Raw genomic sequence first — 16,809 nt, forward strand, 5'->3', positions numbered from 1 at the left:
TGGCCCCATGGACACCCAGATCATCGCCGCCGAAAAGCCCCTGATGGCCCAGGCATGCCCGCGCAAGCCGGCGCCGTTCCTTCCCATGAGCCGCGCCGAGATGGACGCGCTCGGCTGGGATGCCTGCGACATCGTGCTGGTGACCGGCGATGCCTATGTCGACCATCCCAGCTTCGGCATGGCCATCATCGGCCGGCTGCTGGAGGCGCAAGGCTTTCGGGTCGGCATCATCGCGCAGCCGGACTGGCAGTCGGCCGAGCCGTTCAAGGTGCTGGGCAAGCCAAAAGTGTTCTTCGGCGTCACCGGCGGCAACATGGACTCCATGGTGAACCGCTACACCGCGGACCGGCGCCTCCGCCATGACGACGCCTATACGGCCGGCGGCGAAGGCGGCAAGCGGCCCGACCGCTGCACCGTGGTCTACGCCCAGCGCTGCCGCGAGGCGTTCAAGGATGTGCCGATCATACTCGGCGGCATCGAGGCCTCGCTGCGCCGGATCGCGCATTATGATTACTGGTCCGACAAGGTGCGCCGCTCGGTGCTGGCCGACGCGAAGGCGGACCTCTTGCTCTACGGCAATGCCGAGCGCGCCGTCGTCGAAGTCGCGCAGCGGCTTGCCACAGGTGAAGCGCCGCGCGAGCTCAACGATATCAGGGGCGTCGCACTGTTCCGCCGCGTGCCCGAAGATTATTCCGAGCTGCACGCCGACGATCTCGATTCCGCCGACGAGGGCGCAACGCGCCAGAAGGGCGCGACCGTGATCCGGCTGCCGGCGCTGGAGCAGGTGGAGCAGGACAAGGAAGCCTATGCCCGCGCGTCACGCGTGCTGCACCGTGAGAGCAATCCCGGCAATGCGCGGCCGCTGGTGCAGCGTCACGGCGACCGCGACCTCTGGCTCAACCCGCCGCCGATCCCGCTGACCAGCGACGAGATGGACGCGGTCTACGACCTGCCCTACGCGCGCGCGCCGCATCCGTCCTATGGCGATGCGAAGATCCCGGCGTGGGACATGATCAAGTTCTCGGTGACGATCATGCGCGGCTGCTTCGGCGGCTGCACCTTCTGCTCGATCACCGAGCACGAGGGCCGCATCATCCAGAACCGCTCGGAGGGTTCTATTCTGCGCGAGATCGAAAAGATCCGCGATAAGACGCCGGGCTTCACCGGCGTCATCTCCGACATCGGCGGCCCCACCGCCAACATGTACCGGATGGCGTGCAAGGACCCGAAGGTCGAGGCGGCGTGCCGGCGGCCGTCCTGCGTGTTCCCCGAGATCTGCCCCAACCTCAACACCTCGCATGACGATCTGATCCGGCTCTATCGCAAGGTGCGCGAGACCAAGGGCATCAAGAAGGTGATGGTCGCCTCGGGCGTGCGCTACGACCTCGCGGTCGAGAGCCCCGAATACATCAAGGAGCTCGTCACCCATCACGTCGGCGGTTACCTGAAGATCGCGCCTGAACATACCGAGCGCGGCCCGCTCGACAAGATGATGAAGCCGGGCATCGGCGCCTATAACCGCTTCAAGCGGATGTTCGATGCCGCCGCCGAGCAGGCCGGCAAGAAGTACTATCTGATCCCGTACTTCATTGCGGCGCATCCGGGCACGACCGACGAGGACATGATGAACCTCGCGCTCTGGCTCAAGAAGAACCGCTACCGAGCCGACCAGGTGCAGACCTTCCTGCCCTCGCCGATGGCGACGGCCACGGCGATGTACCACACCGGCGTCAATCCGCTGCGCGGCGTGCGCCACGGCGGCAGCGACAAGGTCGATGCGATCAAGGGCCTGCGCCAGCGCCGCCTGCACAAGGCGTTTTTGCGTTACCACGACCCCGACAATTGGCCGGTGCTGCGCGAGGCCTTGATCGAGATGGGCCGCCGCGACCTGATCGGCTCGCAGCCGCACCAGCTCGTGCCCGCGCACCAGCCGCCCGGCACCGGCAAGGCCGCCGGCACCAGGCGCCCCGTCCGCCCCGGCGGCAAGACGCAGAAGTTCACGACCAAGGGCGTGCGCATCATGAAGTAGCGGGCGACCCGCCCGCTAAAGATCGAGCACCACGTCTCCCGACACGGCGTCTGTGACACCGCGCCCGTTGCCCTGGTCCTCGAGCACGGACCTGAAACTGTTGAGGGTCTTGATCATCGCCGATCGTGCCGCGATCAGCGCGTCCTGACTGGACCACGTGCCGATCAGGCAGAAGGTTTGCTCACCGGTCTGGATGATGACTCCGCGCTCGAGTCCCGGCCATTTCGCCTTGCCGTCGCGGTGCGCATCGAGGAAGGCGGCCTCCTTGCCCCGCTTCACCCTGAACTTCACCACGTTATAGACTTGCATGATGCGCCTCCCAAAAATCGGCTGATGAAAGCGGGCGCCGTTCGAGGTCCAGGACGAAACGTCCCTACGGCCGCCTCGGCCGATTGTTGCCCTCGGGTGCAGCGACGTCACCGTGACAAATCATCATGGCGAAACGGCGCACTGGCGCGACGCAAGCCAGCCAAAACAAAAATGTCGAAAACAACCCCATGCACAGTAGACGGCATGAGCGGGATCAATGACTTAGGCACGGTGCGGCGAATGTTGACCCGTCGGGCAAAACGGGAGCATGATGTCACCATCGACTGCGTGCGCTAACGCGGGCCGTACAGCTACTCCGCATCGATATCCTGAAGCTTCACGCCGCGTCCCGCGCGCAGGTGATTGCGCGCCTGTACTCCGGTCTCATCCCACACCTAGCCTGTATCGAGGCCAGCGCGGCGACGGCCTGCCGAAAGCGGTTGACCTCTCCGCCATCATGCAACATATATAGTTACATGAAACGCGACAGCCGCTTGTCCGGCGTGCTCCATGTGCTCCTCCACATGGCGCAGCAGCCGGGCCCCTTCACATCCGAGACCCTGGCGAAGGCCATGGACACCAATCCGGTGGTGATCCGCCGCATCATGGCGGGGCTACGGGACCTCGGCTATGTCCGCTCGGAGAAGGGACACGGCGGCGGCTGGACGCTCGCTTGCGATCTTTCGAAGGTGACGCTGCGCGACGTCTACACCGCGCTCGGCAGTCCCGCGTTGCTGGCCATGGGCAACCGGACCGAGGCGCCCGGCTGTCTCGTCGAGCAGGCCGTCAATGCCGCGCTCGACCAGGCATTTGGCGATGCAGAGGCGTTGCTGCTGGCGCGCCTCGGCGAGGTGACGCTGGCGCGGCTGGCCGACGATCTGCGCAAGCGCCTCGGATCCCGAAAGCATCAAGGCATCAGCGCGCATCACGCGTGACCGGCGCCATTCAACAGGACAACATCGTGACCGACATTCAGAGCGCGTTCGCCGATCCGAAAATGGTGGCGACATACACCGAAGGACCGCCGCGGTTCGTACCCGGCTACAATTCCATGCTGTCGATGGCGGCGATCCTGCTGGCCGAGCATGCGCGTGAGGATGCACGAATCCTCGTCCTCGGCGCCGGCGGCGGCCTTGAGTTGAGGGCCTTTGCGCAAGCGCAGCCGCGCTGGAGTTTTGACGGCGTGGACCCGTCGGCGGCGATGCTGGCTCTCGCCAAGCAAACGCTCGGCGCGCTCGCCTCGCGCGCGCATCTCCGTCAGGGCTATATCGACGATGCGCCGGAGGGACCGTTTGACGGCGCGACGTGCCTGTTGACTCTGCACTTCGTCGATATCGCGGAGCGGCGCCGCATCGCCTCGGAAATCCACCGCCGGCTCAAGCCGGGCGCGCCGTTCGTGGCGGCCCATTTCAGCATCCCCGGCGGCGACGATGAGCGTCCGATCTGGCTTTCGCGCTATTCCGCGTACCTGGCTGCATCCGGCATCGAGCCCGACAAAGCGGCGGCCGCCCGAAAAGCGGTCGACGGACAATTGAGCATTCTGGCGCCGGAGCAGGATGAAATGATTTTGCGGCAGGCCGGCTTCTCGGGCGCATCCCTGTTCTACACCGGCTTCACCTTCCGCGGCTGGGTCGCTTACGCCTGAAGCCTCGCGCCTTCAAATGCGCTGCGGCATTCCGTCTGTCGTCACAGCACCTTGACATGTTTGGAGAAGATGCGCACCGGCTCGACCTTGCGCTTACCCTGCCGTTCGAACGCGACCAACGCAAGGCGCTCGACCGTTTCGCGCAGGCGCATGAATTGGGCCTCCCTTTCGCCGGGCAGCGTGCCCTTCGTACCGTCGAGATCATCCAGCGCACTGCTGCTGATCTCGCAATCGACGACTTTTGCGCCGTGCATCATCGTAAAGAGAAATGCCATGCGCTTGGTGTCGTACGCTACTGGCTGGCCGCGGGTCAGCAGCATGGCCTGTCCCGATTTGGAACGCGCACTGAAATTGGCAATTTCAGTGCTCCATGTCGCCGACCGCACACAGCGGCACCTCGGCCAGGCGACTCGCCCGCGACGCAAAATCCTCGAAGGTTGCGACCGCATCGCTCATGTTATGGCAGCCTCGACTGTCGCGTGATGCATGAACGCGAAGGTCGAACAGCTCCATCCAGAACAACGGGCTCCCGGGTAAGCCCGCTCCCAGCGCTTCGAACATGCTGATCTCGCAATCCCCGACACGTTCGAGCGCAACCATCCGCGAACCATGAGCGATATCGGGAAGTCCGAGCAACTTTCCGTACCCTCGCAATATCTTCACGTTGATGGGCGGCGCGGCGCCGTCACTGCTGGACATCAAGGCCATCGTAGCTTTCGGGGAAAGGGGCTGCCCCGAGAACGCAAGACCAGTCTGAGGGCAGACGAGCGATTTAAGTCACACGACACCGAGTTTCTTGTTATCTTGAGCCAATAACTTGATTTTGCGTGCCGCGATCGCGCCCCCGACAACAACAGAATGTCGAAAGGGTTCGCTGTGCCTGCTGCCCGTTCGCCTCAGTTCCAATCGCTGCCCAGTGCCACCGGGGCAATCGCACGCCTCGTCTGGGCCCGCCTGCTGGAGGCCGGCATTCAGGCAGACAGTCTGCTGTCCAGGGTCGGATTGACGCGCGCGCAGATCGAAGATCGCAAGGCGCGCATTGGCGCTGAAAGCCAGATCCGATTTCTGGAGCTTGGTGCCGAGACGCTGCAGGACGACACGCTCGGATTTCATCTGGCACGTGACTTCGACCTGCGTGAAATCGGCCTGCTCTACTATGTCGCGGCATCCTCCCGCACGGTCGCCGAAGCCTTGTCCAAGGCCGAGCGCTATTGCCACCTCGCCAATGAAGGGGTTTCGCTGCAATTTGCCGCGAAGGAGATGAAAATTGCGCTGAGATATGTCGGCGTAGACCGGCGGTCGGACCGGCACCAGATCGAGTTCTGGCTGACCACCATCATTCGAATCAACCGCGTCCTGACCAATCGCCGGCTGGTCCCGAGCCAGGTCCGGGTCGCCCATCGCCGCCGCACGACGCCTGCGGGCGTGAAGTCGTTCATGGGGTGCGAGATCGAGTTCGGTCGCGACGTCGACGAGATCATCTTCCCTCAATCAGCGGGCCTCACCCCGATCGAGAGCGCCGACCACTATCTGAACGATCTGCTGGTCACCTATTGCGAAGAGACGCTGGCGCACCGCAAGTCCCGCGCGACCTCGCTCAGGTCGAGCGTCGAACATGCGATCGCGCCTCTGCTGCCGCATCGCGAGGCACGGGTCGAAGAGATCGCCCGCCGCCTGGGGATGAGCCATCGCACACTGGTGCGGCGTCTCGCCCTGGAGGGATTGACCTTCAGCGGCGTCCTCGACGAGATGAAGATCGACCTCGCCAAGAGCTATCTGAAGAACGACGAACTGCCGATTTCGCAAACCGCCTGGCTGCTGGGCTACGGAGAAGTCAGCGCATTCACCCATGCCTTCAAGCGCTGGACCGGAATGACACCAAGGCAATGGCGTGCCCTGGACAGCCCCGAACGGGCCAACGACGCAGGCGACGGCGCCGCTCGTGACCAGGTTTCCTCCGAGATGCCCATCGCAAATCGGCGCGACCATCCCTAGATTGCCCCCATGAAGAAAATCGGATTCTTGTCCTTCGGACATTGGACACCCTCGCCGCAATCGCAGACCCGCTCGGCCGGCGACACGCTGCTGCAATCGATAGAGCTCGCCGTCGCGGCGGAGCAGCTAGGGGCCGACGGCGCCTATTTCCGCGTGCATCATTTCGCGCGGCAGCTCGCCTCGCCCTTCCCGCTGCTTGCCGCGGTCGGCGCCAGGACAAGCAAGATCGAGATCGGCACGGCCGTGATCGACATGCGCTACGAGAACCCGCTCTACATGGTGGAGGACGCGGGCTCTGCCGATCTCATCGCCGGCGGCCGGCTGCAGCTCGGCATCAGCCGCGGCTCGCCCGAGCAGGTCATCGACGGCTGGCGCTATTTTGGCTATCGGCCGGCCGAGGGCCAGAGCGACGCCGACATGGGCCGGCGCCATGCCGAGGTGTTTCTCGACCTGCTCCGCGGCGAAGGTTTTGCCGAACCCAATCCGCAGCCGATGTTTCCGAACCCGCCGGGACTGTTGCGCCTCGAGCCGCACGCCGCAGGATTGCGCGAACGGATCTGGTGGGGTGCCGGCTCGAACGCCACCGCAGTGTGGGCCGCGAAACACGGCATGAATTTGCAGAGCTCGACGCTCAAGAACGACGAGACCGGCGAAGCCTTTCACGTGCAGCAGGCCGCGCAAATCCGCGCCTATCGTGCCGCGTGGAAAGACGCCGGCCACAGCCGCGAGCCCCGCGTCTCAGTCAGCCGCAGCATCTTTGCGCTGATGGACGATCGCGACCGCGCCTATTTCGGCGGCGAGCGCGGCGGCGAAGACCAGATCGGCTTCATCGACCCGCGCACCCGCGCGATCTTCGGCCGGAGCTATGCCGCCGAGCCGGACGCGCTGATCGAACAATTGCGACAGGACGAGGCGATTGCAGAAGCGGACACGCTGCTGCTGACGATCCCGAACCAGCTCGGTGTCGACTACTGCGCGCATGCGATCGAGGCGATCTTGAAGCACGTCGCGCCGGCGCTGGGGTGGCGGTAAGGCGTATAATGGGTTGAGCGATGCCGGACGATATCCGCATTGAGCCATTGTTGGTCGAAATAGCAATTGAGCCAGCGTCAAAGGCCGATCGAGACAAGCTCGATATCGCTCTGGCCAGGCTCGCTGCCGAAGATGCATGCTTCGGATTCGCGACCGACCGCGAATCCGGCCAGACGGTCGTGAAGGGAACGAGCGAAAACCATCTCGCCGACAAGACCGATAATCTCAGGCGCATTTGCGGGATCGACATCAAAGTCGGCGCGCCGATGGCGGCGCTGTTGGAACGTCCGACGCGGCGCGCCGAGGTGGAATTCACCTACAAGAAGGCGCTGGGCCCCAAGGGCGATTTCGCGGCCGTGAGGCTCTTGGTCGAGCCGAACGAGCCCGGCACAGGTTACTGGTTCTCATCGCGCGTCTCCAGCCGCGCCGTGCCCGACGAGTATATCCCCGGTGTCAAAGAAGGTCTCGAAAGCGTTCTCTCTTCGGGAGTGGTCGCAGGCTTTCCGGTGGCCGATGTAAGGGTCGAATTGGTCGATGGAAAATATCACGACGTGGATTCTTCGCCCAATGCCTTCAGCGTAGCCGCGCGTGCGGCGTTTCGCGAAGCGCTCCAGAAAGCAAACTCGGTGCTGCTCGAGCCGATCATGGAGCTCGAAGTGACGACACCCGGCAATCTTGTCGGCGCTATTCTCGCCGATCTGAAGTCCCGGCGCGCACGAATCATTGGCCAGGAGACCTCCGACAACGCCACCGTCGTCAAGGCAATGGCGCCTCTTATGACCATGTTCGGATACGAAAAAGCCCTGCACGCATTGTCGGGCGGGCTAGCTTCGTTCACATTGCGATTCGTTCACTACGCACCGGCACCTTCGCCCGGAGATGATCCGCCGTTTCGTCCCGCGGTCGGGATGCGGGCTTGACCCACGGTGGACGGCGCTGGTCAGTGCCCTGTCTTACTGCCCTTGATCTTTTCGAGCCAGGCCGCCAGACGCGGATGTCCCGTGTATCGGCCTCCCAGGCTTGCCAGTTCCTGCTGAAACACCGGCAGCGACAATAGCCTTTCGATGTCGGGCTCCCTGATCTTCCAGATCGCCGGTGGAAAGAAGCCATGCACCTTGAGCTCATAGAGCTCGAAGATCGAGTGGATGATCTCGTGCACGGCCTGCCGCTCTTGCGCCGTGATCTCGATGTCGCCGGCGGCGCCGCGATCGAGGAACACCGAGACCGGAAGGCGGCGCCGCAGGTCGGAGACACGATCGGAATAGCGCAGGAAGATGTCGGCGCCCAGCCGCCGGTTGTTGGTGTGGAGCGCGGCGTAGATCGCAGCCATGCCGACGATGACCGTCCCGAGCGTCATGAATCTGAGGATATGGTCGAGCACGCGTCTGTCTCCTTGCGCCAGGCACCGGAGCAATAGAGATAGACCAGACTGCGGGCCGATCAAATGGGTCGGCCGCGTTGTCCCCGCACCGGGGCGGCGCTCGGTCTACGTTCAGGCCACGGATGCAGACCACGAAGAGTTGAAGAAGCAGTTCACCGACGAGGAGATCGCCGATCTCACCGTCCTCATCGGCATGTGCTACGTGCACGATGTGAGCTGACGCGACCGGGCCGGTGTCGTGCTATCCTCGTCTTCCTGGCGGCGAGCTTGCCGCCATCACCCGGGTCGCGCGATGAACCAGCATCTGTCCCTCGTCAGTCTCGTGGTCGCGGATTATGACGAAGCGATCGCCTTCTTCACGCGCGCTTTGAATTTCGAGCTTTGCGAGGACACGCCGCTCGGTGGCGGCAAGCGCTGGGTGGTGGTGCGGCCGCGGGGCAATCTTGGCTCTGGCCTGCTGCTGGCGCGGGCGGACGGACCGGAGCAGGCGGCGCGCATCGGCGACCAGACCGGAGGACGCGTCTTCCTGTTCCTGGAAACGGACGATTTCGAGCGCGATCATGTGCGCATGATCGCCGCCGGCGTGCGTTTCGTCGAGACGCCACGACATGAGGCCTATGGCGTCGTGGCCGTTTTCGAGGATCTCTACGGCAACCGCTGGGACTTGATCCAATCCATCAAGCGCAGTTGATGCCCGCCGCCAAGAGGGTGCACGCCTTGATGACGTAGCCCGCAGCGTCGCCACATGTGCGAGCGCCGGCCGCTTGCGCATCAGGCGCGCGCCTGCACCACTCCAGTCGCCGAAGAGCCGCAGCAAGTCAGTGCAAAGAATAATATCTCAAAATGGAATGGATGCCCTTCCACGGAAAGTCCAGATTTGCGCCTTGCTGCCGATACCGCCGAGTTCGGCGCCCACGGCAACACTGGCTTCGTTGCCGAGACGAACCGCCAGCCCTCCGGTTGCCCGCGCGGACCAGCCATCGAGCAGCGGGACCGAAGCGAGCGGCATTGCCCCGGCCAACGCCGATGCAGCGGCGTCATCGCCGGTGAAGTAGTAATCCGCATAGAGGCCCGCATAGGGCGCGAGCGCCACGGCCGCGCTGGCGACCCAGGGATAGCTGACCTTGAGACCGGCCGAAGCACGACCGGTAAAGAACCAGCGATCCGCCTGAGGCATGCCGAGCGAGTCAGTGTAGGCGTTCTCACTTTCCCAGAGCGCATAGATCTTGGCTGAAGGCTCGATCCCAAAACCATAGGCCTTGGTGTCACCGGTCAGACCGCCCGACACCAGCCAGCGGTGGCTGCCGAACTTGCCGATCGCGGTGTCTGCAATGGCGTTGTAGCCGATCCCGGAATACGCCGCGGCCGCGTCGAGGCGCAGTCCCGGCGCGAACCTCCAGCCGAGGTATGAACCGGCCGTCCAGCCATCGCCCTTGAGATGCCCGCTCAATGCGTCGGATCGATAGTCGAAGGTTTCGTAGCCGCCGAGCGCGCCGACCAGAAAATTCGGCGTGAGCCTGCGCGTCAGGCCCAGCAGCGCGTTGATCTGGGTGCCGTACAGAATCGGTGTCGAAGTCGACGACTCCCAGCTGTCGATGCGGCTGCCTCTGACATCCGCCCATAACAGCCAGTCCTTCGGCTCGACGTAGCGCAACGCGGGCACCTTGACCGGCATCGCATTGCGATTGATCGCCGCGAAGGCATCGTCGACACCGGATGCGCCTTGCGGCAATTTTGACGGCGCATGGCTGTCGGCACTGCCCGGCAGGCCAGTTGCGGCCTCACGCTGCGCCGGATCGGCGGAGAAATTGAAACGGACGCCGCTTGCGCCCGGCGTGATCAAATCGCCACCGTCGCTAAAACCTTCCGAGATCGCGGCATCGACCGCGCCTGTAATGGCAGCACCCGAGTTTTGCGCCACGGTCTTGGTTGCGATGACCTGCAGGGCTCGCAGCTTCAGACTGTCCTGGGACGTGCTCACGGCCTGCAGCAGCGCCGCTGACGTGCCGGTCGCATTGCTGGTGTCGCCGCTGTAGACGGCGGTGATCGCATGTGTTCCGGACGTCAACGCCGATATGGTCAATGTCGCCCGCCCGCTGCTCAGGATACCGGTGCCGAGCGTCGTCGCGCCGTCCCTGAAAGTGACCGTGCCGGTGGGTGACAAGCCCGATACCGTCGCCGTGAAGGTGACCGCCTGCCCCACGAGGCTCGGGTTGGGCGAGGCGACCAGCGCGACGCTGCTGGTCGTCAAGGCGAGGGCGACGTTCCGGGTCACCTGGCTCGCTGCCGCGTAAGTGGTGCCGTTGCCGGCCTGATCGGCAGCCAGCGTGCAGGTGCCGGCGGCGATCATCGTCACCGTGCTGCCGCTCACCGTGCAGACGCCCGTCGTCAGCGAGGAATAGGTCACCGCCAGGCCGCTGCTTGCCGTGGCCAGTGGGTTGATCGCGAACGTGCCGCCGGAGACAAAGGTCTGCGGTGCCTGGGCGCCCAAGGTGATGGACTGACTGACCGGACCGACCGAGTAGTTGTTCGAAACGGCGGTGCCGCTGCCGGTCTCGAGGCTTCCGTTCATCACGCCGGGCAAGTCCACTACCACATGGTTGGTTGGCACTGCCACGCCCGAGGCAGCCGTGAGCGTGGTGGTATAGGTGACGTTGTCCGGGGTCGACAGACCCGACAGGGTAGCGTTGCTGAAGGTCAAATCACTGAGGTCAAAGCCGGTCACGGGTTGGGAGAATGTGATTGTCACATTGGCCGTTTGACCGGCGCCCAGTTGAGTTGGGCTGACAACGACGACCGCCGTCGGGGGTGCCGCTTGGGCCGACGTCGAAATCGCAAGAAAGGTGGAGACGACGAGTGCGACCAGCTTGATGCAGCGAACGATACGACCAGACACATGAACCCCAAATCATTGCCGATACGGCAAGCGCGCCCGGAATTTTCATCACATCCCGCCGAGCCGCCTCACGCGGTTCGTCGACCGGTTGAGCCCGCGGCATCCTACGAGCTGCCGCCGGCTTTGGCCGAACTCCGCTGCACATCGCGCGAGATCGACGCGAGCCCTAGCAGGCCGGCCGTCCCCGCGATGTGCCGGGCGTCTCAAGCGCAGATTTTTGCGGATACTGGTGCGTGCAGGACACACGCATGCAAGACGGGCAGCCGTAGATCAGTGCGGCTGCGACATAGGCCAGGCCGGCATCGTGGCGCGCAAAATACCATCAACGCGACATCACCCCGCCTTCACGCTCGCATCGATCAGCAGCTTCGCGGCCGCGACCGCCGATTGCGCGGGGCCGTCTTCGGATTGCTGGCCGGTGACGTAGATGCCTTCGATCAGGAGCAGCAGCGCGTCGCCGAGCACGTTCGGCTGGCGCGCGCCCATGCCGGCGGCGAGCTCGCGCAGACGCTTGCGGAACACCTTCTTGTGCGCTTCGGCGACCTGGCGGGCTGGATTGTCGCGCGCGGGATATTCCACCGCGGCGTTGCTGAGGCCGCAACCGCGATAGCCCTTGGCGACGGCGCGCGACGAAAGCTGGCTGATATAGGCGAGCACGTGATCGCGCGCATTGGGATAGGTCTTGCCGCCGGGGCGCTCGAAATTCTCCCAGAAGCTCAGATCGTAGTCGCGCAAATAGGCGGCGGCGAGATCGTCCTTGGAGGCGAAGCTGCGATAGAGGCTCGGCTTGGTGACGCCGGCCCGGTCCACCACCTCGTCGACGCCGACGGCGCGGATGCCCTCGCGGTAGAACAGCTCGCTGGCGGAGGCGCGAATGCGGTCGGCGGCCCGGACGGGCGCTTCAGTGGGCTTTTCGGCTTTTTTCGTCATGGGGCGTCGTCCGACTTCAGGCACGGGACTTGACAATGTTACTAACCGGTACGTACTAATGCGGCATCGCAATACGTACCGGTAAGTAACATGCCCCAGCCCTCGGTTCAACCTGCCTCTCAATCCTCCTCCGTCTCCCGGCGGCCGTTCGGCCAAAACTACGCCTTCGTGGTCGTCGCCGTGATTTTCCTCGCGCTGCTTGCCTCGGCGGGACTGCGCTCGACGCCGGGCGTCCTGATGCTGCCGCTGCAGAAGGCGTTCGGCTGGGACGTCAGCGTGATCTCGTCCTCGGCCGCGATCGGCATCTTCCTCTATGGCCTCGCCGGTCCCTTCGCCGCAGCGGTGATGCAGCGCTTCGGCATCCGCCGCACCGTGCTGGGCGCGCTGGCGCTGATGTCGGCCTCGACGGCTGCGAGCTACTTCATGACCGCGCCGTGGCAATTGCTGATGACCTGGGGACTGCTCTCCGGCATCGGCTCGGGCGCCGTCGCCAACGTGCTCGGCGCCACCATCGTCAACCGCTGGTTCACCACCAATCGCGGCCTCGTCATGGGGCTTTTGACCGCGAGCACCGCGACCGGCACGCTGATCTTCATGCCGGGCCTTGCAGCGCTGGTCGAATGGGGCGGCTGGAAGCCGGTGGTGCTGACGGTGGCCGCGTGCTGCGCGGCGCTGATCCCGCTGGTCTATGTCCTGGTGCCGGAGCGGCCGGCCTCGATCGGCCTGCGCTCCTATGGCAGCACGCATGACGACCAGCCCGCACCGCCTGCGCAGGGCAATCCGTTCGTCGCGGCCATCAGCAACCTCGTGCGCGCGGCGAAGACGCAGACCTTCTGGTTCCTGTTCGCGACCTTCTTCATCTGCGGCTTCACCACCAACGGCCTCGTCGGCACCCATCTGATCGCGTTCTGCGGCGACCATGGCATCCTCGAGGTGCAGGCCGCGAGCCTGCTGGCGCTGATGGGATTCTTCGACCTGTTCGGCACCACGCTGTCGGGCTGGCTGACCGACCGTTTCGATCCGCGCAAGCTGTTGTTCTTCTATTACGGCCTGCGCGGACTGTCGCTGATCTACCTGCCCTACTCGGATTTCTCGTTCGTCAGCCTGTCGGTGTTCGCAGCGTTCTACGGGCTCGACTGGATCGCCACGGTGCCGCCGACCGTGCGAATCGCCAACGAGACGTTCGGCGACAAGAACGCACCGTTGATCTTCGGCTGGGTCGTCGCCGGCCATCAGTTGGGCGCGGCGTGCGCCGCCTTCTTCGCCGGCTTCATGCGCTCGTCGCAGGGTGACTATCTGCAGGCCTTCATGATCGCCGGCCTAACCGGCATCGTCGCGGCCCTGCTGTCGCTGCTGATCGGCCGGCGGCCGGCACAGCCGGCGCTCGCGCCGGCGTGAGGGGACGCATCGGGATCGCAAGCTAGGTCCGGGGCAGGCGAATTGGCTGCCCCGGACCCTGTCGTCTTCGGAGTGCGCGTCAGCCGGTCTTCGTTCCCGTGACGACGGCAAGCGCCTCGACGAGACGGTCGAGATCGGCCTCGTCGGTGAAGAGCGCCGGCGTCACGCGAATGCACTGCCCCTTGGCGACGCCGGCGCGGCGCACCGTCATGATCTTGTGGCCGTCCCTGAGCTTCGCCACGATGGCGTCGTTGTCAGCCTTGCTGGTCTTGCCTGCGAGACGGAAGGACGTGATCGCACCATATGAGCCGGCTTCGTCCGGCGTCAGGATCTCGATGTCCTTGAAGCCGCGGGCGCGGCTCACCCAATAATCGCGCAAGTAACGCAGGCGGGCCTGCTTGGCCGCGGCGCCGATCTGCTGATGCAGCGCCACCGCCGTCGGCACCGTCAGCACCGTGGCGAAGTTGACCGTGCCGGTGTGAACCCGCGAGCGGATATCGGTCTCGGCAAAATCCTCGTCGCCCATGTCGCGGTCGATGTCGGCGAGGCGGTCCTTCCTGATGTAGAGGAAGCCCACCCCGAGCGGCGCGCCGATCCATTTGTGCAGATTGAAGCCGGCGAAATCGGCCTCGAGTTCGCCGACCCGGAAATCCATCTGCCCCCAGGAATGCGCGGCGTCGACGATGGTGTCGATGCCCTTGGCCTTCGCCATGCGGGCGATCTCGGCGATCGGCATGACGAGGCCGGTGCGATGGCTGACATGGGTCAGCAGGAGAAGCCGCGTTTTCGGGTTGGCCTCGATGGCGCGGGCATAGGCGTCGAGCACGGCCTGGCGGGTGGCGGGCTCCGGCACGTCGAACTTGACCACGTCGACGCCGCGGCGCGCCTTCAGCGAATTCATCGCATATTGCATCGAATCATAGTCGAGGTCGGCATAGAGCACGCTGTCGCCGGGCTTCAGCCTGTTGTAGCCGCCGATGAGGAGCTGCAGCGCTTCGGTCGCGCCGCGGGTAAGCGCGATCTCGTCGGTCGCAGCACCAACCGCCTCCGCTACCTTGGTCCGCACGGCCTCGAAATCCGTGCCCGCGCGCTGCCGCGCATAATAGGTGTTCTGATAGTTGATCATGCCGGACTGGCGGATGAACTCGCGCCTCACCGGTTCGGGCATGATGCCCCAATAGCCGTTCTCGAAATTGACGATTTCGGGCGTCACGGCGTAGAGCCCCTTCACCGCCGCCCAATAGGCCTTGTCGGTGGCGATGGCAGCCGGCGTGCCGGTCGGCGCCGCCGGGAGGCTTTCCGCGGCAAACGCCGGTGCCGCAAGCGGCGCCACCGCTGCGGCCACAAAACCCTTCAGGATCGACCGGCGGTCGGACGACATGGTCTCAGTCAGATGCATTTCAACTCTCCACGATGCGCGGCGAAGGGAACAGCGATCAGTAGAGCGCGAATGACGGAGCGATGACAGTACGATGATCGGCACGCCGCCGGCGGCGACCTCGCCGATCGCTGCGGCAAGATCCGTCTGACGCGAACACCCGTTGCACGACTTCTGGTCGCGATTGACTTCAACCACCACCCAAGCCAATGATGCCGCGGGGATATCTGGAATTGTGGGGCGAGAATGCGTTTGGGTGTGGGGGTTCTGGTCGTGGCCACGTTGCTTGCGGGCTGCGCATCCGGGCCGATGGGCAGCGCGGCACTGACCGACAACGTCAAGTCGAATACGGCGCGCCTCATCATCTACCGTTCGTCGTCACTGGGATTTGCGGTCATGCCCAACTACGCCGTCGATGGACGCGTGATTGGCGGAAGTCAGGCTGCCGGGTTCTTGTCGTGCGATCTGCTTCCGGGTCGCCATGAAGTTGCCGTCAACAATCTGCCGCTGAGCAGCAATCTGTTCGGGCAGGGCAGCGAGAAGGTCAGCGTCGAGCTGCGCGCCGGCAGCACGACCTACCTGGCCGCGCAGCCGCAGATGGGAATCGTGACGCTCGGCGCGGTCACGCTGATCCAGGTCACGGAAGGCCAGGGCCGCGCCGATGTCGCCAGCCTGCGTCAGAGCAACAGCTCATGCGGCAACGCATGATTCGCATCATTCCGCCGACGAGTGGATGAGACGCCTCGTCCTGAAGATCATCCTGCGTCTTGGTCGCTACGCGGTGCTGCCGGTCGTCGCGTTGGCCTGCGTGATCCTCGCCCTCTGGCTCTTGGCCATGGATCGTTACACGATCACTGCGCTGGGCACGGCACCGGTCGTATTCTCGATGTTCCTGGGCGCATTGGCGCTCGCGATCGGCCTCCTGCTGCTGCCCTCGCGCAAGCATCAGGATTTCGAGGCCAATGAGGAGACCGCCCCCGGCCTTTGGGCGATGTGGAGGGAGCTCGATCCGACCTTCGTCCGGTCGCGGCGCACCCTGCTGATCAGCACCGACTTCAACGCCTCGATCGGCGAGGTGAGCCGATATGCCGGACTGTTCAGGCGACACGTCACGATGACCGTCGGCTTGCCGATGCTGATCATCCTGGATGAGCGCGCGATCCGTGCCATCGTCGCCCATGAGGTCGCGCACGCCCGGCTTCAGCATACTTCGGGAAGCATCAACCTCGCGGATTTCATCGCGGCTTCGGAGAACGTCTTCCTCTACGCGAATCCGGAGTGGACCGTCACCGGGCGCATTCTCCGGGTGCTGCTCCATTCCATGCTCGAATGGCTCGAGAGGGAATATCGCGCGCTGTCGCGGGAGAACGAGCTTTATGCCGATCTCGGCTCGGCCGAGCAGGTCGGACACGCCGAGGCGGCGCGTGCCCTGGTGCTGATGGAAGCATGCGGAACGCGCCTCGCCGATCTCGTGTACAAGCCTCTGGAAAAGGAAATGCTGGGCGCAATCAACGCGCCGCGCCCGCCCTTCGAGCGCATCGTCAAGCAGCTTGGGGACATCACGGCGCCAGAGCCGATGGCGGCCGCTGCCACCGCCGGCCTGACGCGCGAACACGATCCGGACTCGACACATCCGCCTTTCGCCAAACGGCTCGCCAATCTTGGTTATGCCGGCATTCCCGGGATCGACGAGGTTCGCACATCCGCCATCGATCAGCTTTTCTCACGCGATGCCGCAAAAGACATCCCCGCCCGCTTTGACGCGGACTGGCGGAAGAAGGCGCAGGCCTGGGTCACGATCGGCAGGTGAACGCCG

The 16,809-nt window shown here is 64.6% G+C and carries 17 protein-coding genes; 10 read left to right on the forward strand and 7 right to left on the reverse strand.

Features of this window, described 5'->3' with window-relative positions:
- Nucleotides 1-7: 7 nt before the first annotated feature.
- On the forward strand, nucleotides 8-2,029 hold the full coding sequence (locus tag RAD16_RS36230; RefSeq protein ID WP_458162658.1) for a YgiQ family radical SAM protein: 2,022 nt from the start codon (nucleotides 8-10) through the stop codon (nucleotides 2,027-2,029).
- Between the two features lie 15 nt (nucleotides 2,030-2,044).
- Here the strand turns inward: RAD16_RS36230 and RAD16_RS36235 are convergent, their stop codons facing one another.
- Nucleotides 2,045-2,338 (reverse strand): DUF718 domain-containing protein, encoded by a 294-nt coding sequence (locus tag RAD16_RS36235; protein WP_458162659.1) that lies wholly within the window; start codon nucleotides 2,336-2,338, stop codon nucleotides 2,045-2,047.
- A gap of 476 nt (nucleotides 2,339-2,814) precedes the next feature.
- Here RAD16_RS36235 and RAD16_RS36240 point away from each other — a divergent pair, with 476 nt between their 5' ends.
- Both RAD16_RS36240 and RAD16_RS36245 read left to right on the forward strand, forming a co-directional pair.
- Entirely contained in the window at nucleotides 2,815-3,273 is a 459-nt protein-coding gene (locus tag RAD16_RS36240) for an Rrf2 family transcriptional regulator (protein ID WP_458162660.1), read from the forward strand.
- Nucleotides 3,274-3,335: 62 nt separating this feature from the next.
- Entirely contained in the window at nucleotides 3,336-3,983 is a 648-nt protein-coding gene (locus RAD16_RS36245; protein ID WP_458162690.1) for a class I SAM-dependent methyltransferase, read from the forward strand.
- Between the two features lie 41 nt (nucleotides 3,984-4,024).
- Here RAD16_RS36245 and RAD16_RS36250 read toward each other — a convergent pair whose 3' ends face one another.
- Nucleotides 4,025-4,303, reverse strand: coding sequence for a DUF1488 family protein (locus tag RAD16_RS36250; RefSeq protein ID WP_458162661.1), 279 nt, complete (start codon nucleotides 4,301-4,303; stop codon nucleotides 4,025-4,027).
- A gap of 40 nt (nucleotides 4,304-4,343) precedes the next feature.
- On the reverse strand, nucleotides 4,344-4,682 hold the full coding sequence (locus RAD16_RS36255; protein WP_458162662.1) for a hypothetical protein: 339 nt from the start codon (nucleotides 4,680-4,682) through the stop codon (nucleotides 4,344-4,346).
- A 159-nt stretch (nucleotides 4,683-4,841) separates the two neighbouring features.
- Here RAD16_RS36255 and RAD16_RS36260 point away from each other — a divergent pair, with 159 nt between their 5' ends.
- From RAD16_RS36260 to RAD16_RS36270, 3 genes are read left to right on the forward strand one after another with little or no spacing between them, the layout of a single operon-like run.
- A complete protein-coding gene (locus tag RAD16_RS36260; protein WP_458162663.1) occupies nucleotides 4,842-5,978 on the forward strand; it encodes an AraC family transcriptional regulator ligand-binding domain-containing protein in 1,137 nt (378 codons plus the stop codon).
- A gap of 9 nt (nucleotides 5,979-5,987) precedes the next feature.
- Nucleotides 5,988-7,010 (forward strand): LLM class flavin-dependent oxidoreductase, encoded by a 1,023-nt coding sequence (locus tag RAD16_RS36265; protein WP_458162664.1) that lies wholly within the window; start codon nucleotides 5,988-5,990, stop codon nucleotides 7,008-7,010.
- 20 nt (nucleotides 7,011-7,030) lie between these two features.
- Nucleotides 7,031-7,930 carry a hypothetical protein gene (locus tag RAD16_RS36270; protein WP_458162665.1) on the forward strand — a complete coding sequence of 300 codons (900 nt, stop codon included), beginning with the start codon at nucleotides 7,031-7,033 and terminating at the stop codon, nucleotides 7,928-7,930.
- A gap of 20 nt (nucleotides 7,931-7,950) precedes the next feature.
- On the opposite strand, the gene RAD16_RS36275 is transcribed toward RAD16_RS36270, so the two are convergent.
- Nucleotides 7,951-8,391, reverse strand: a complete 441-nt coding sequence (locus RAD16_RS36275; protein WP_458162666.1) for a hypothetical protein — start codon at nucleotides 8,389-8,391, stop codon at nucleotides 7,951-7,953.
- Between the two features lie 292 nt (nucleotides 8,392-8,683).
- On the opposite strand from RAD16_RS36275, the gene RAD16_RS36280 reads away from it, so the two are divergent.
- Nucleotides 8,684-9,082: a VOC family protein gene (locus tag RAD16_RS36280; RefSeq protein ID WP_458162667.1), complete on the forward strand. Its 399-nt coding sequence runs from the start codon at nucleotides 8,684-8,686 to the stop codon at nucleotides 9,080-9,082.
- A gap of 147 nt (nucleotides 9,083-9,229) precedes the next feature.
- On the opposite strand, the gene RAD16_RS36285 is transcribed toward RAD16_RS36280, so the two are convergent.
- Together RAD16_RS36285 and RAD16_RS36290 are read right to left on the reverse strand one after the other, a co-directional pair.
- Nucleotides 9,230-11,287 carry an Ig-like domain repeat protein gene (locus RAD16_RS36285; RefSeq protein WP_458162668.1) on the reverse strand — a complete coding sequence of 686 codons (2,058 nt, stop codon included), beginning with the start codon at nucleotides 11,285-11,287 and terminating at the stop codon, nucleotides 9,230-9,232.
- Nucleotides 11,288-11,620: 333 nt separating this feature from the next.
- The gene (locus RAD16_RS36290; RefSeq protein ID WP_458162670.1) at nucleotides 11,621-12,217 is read right to left on the reverse strand and encodes a TetR/AcrR family transcriptional regulator; all 597 of its coding nucleotides are present in this window, start codon (nucleotides 12,215-12,217) and stop codon (nucleotides 11,621-11,623) included.
- Between the two features lie 90 nt (nucleotides 12,218-12,307).
- Here RAD16_RS36290 and RAD16_RS36295 point away from each other — a divergent pair, with 90 nt between their 5' ends.
- The gene (locus RAD16_RS36295) at nucleotides 12,308-13,615 is read left to right on the forward strand and encodes an MFS transporter (protein WP_458162671.1); all 1,308 of its coding nucleotides are present in this window, start codon (nucleotides 12,308-12,310) and stop codon (nucleotides 13,613-13,615) included.
- A 79-nt stretch (nucleotides 13,616-13,694) separates the two neighbouring features.
- Here RAD16_RS36295 and RAD16_RS36300 read toward each other — a convergent pair whose 3' ends face one another.
- Nucleotides 13,695-15,014, reverse strand: a complete 1,320-nt coding sequence (locus RAD16_RS36300) for an aminotransferase class V-fold PLP-dependent enzyme (protein ID WP_458162672.1) — start codon at nucleotides 15,012-15,014, stop codon at nucleotides 13,695-13,697.
- 252 nt (nucleotides 15,015-15,266) lie between these two features.
- Here RAD16_RS36300 and RAD16_RS36305 point away from each other — a divergent pair, with 252 nt between their 5' ends.
- Nucleotides 15,267-15,701 (forward strand): DUF2846 domain-containing protein, encoded by a 435-nt coding sequence (locus tag RAD16_RS36305; protein ID WP_458162673.1) that lies wholly within the window; start codon nucleotides 15,267-15,269, stop codon nucleotides 15,699-15,701.
- 25 nt (nucleotides 15,702-15,726) lie between these two features.
- Complete coding sequence (locus RAD16_RS36310) at nucleotides 15,727-16,803, forward strand: M48 family metallopeptidase (protein ID WP_458162674.1); 1,077 nt, start codon at nucleotides 15,727-15,729, stop codon at nucleotides 16,801-16,803.
- Nucleotides 16,804-16,809 lie beyond the last annotated feature (6 nt).

It is taken from the genome of Bradyrhizobium sp. 18BD (assembly GCF_054185225.1).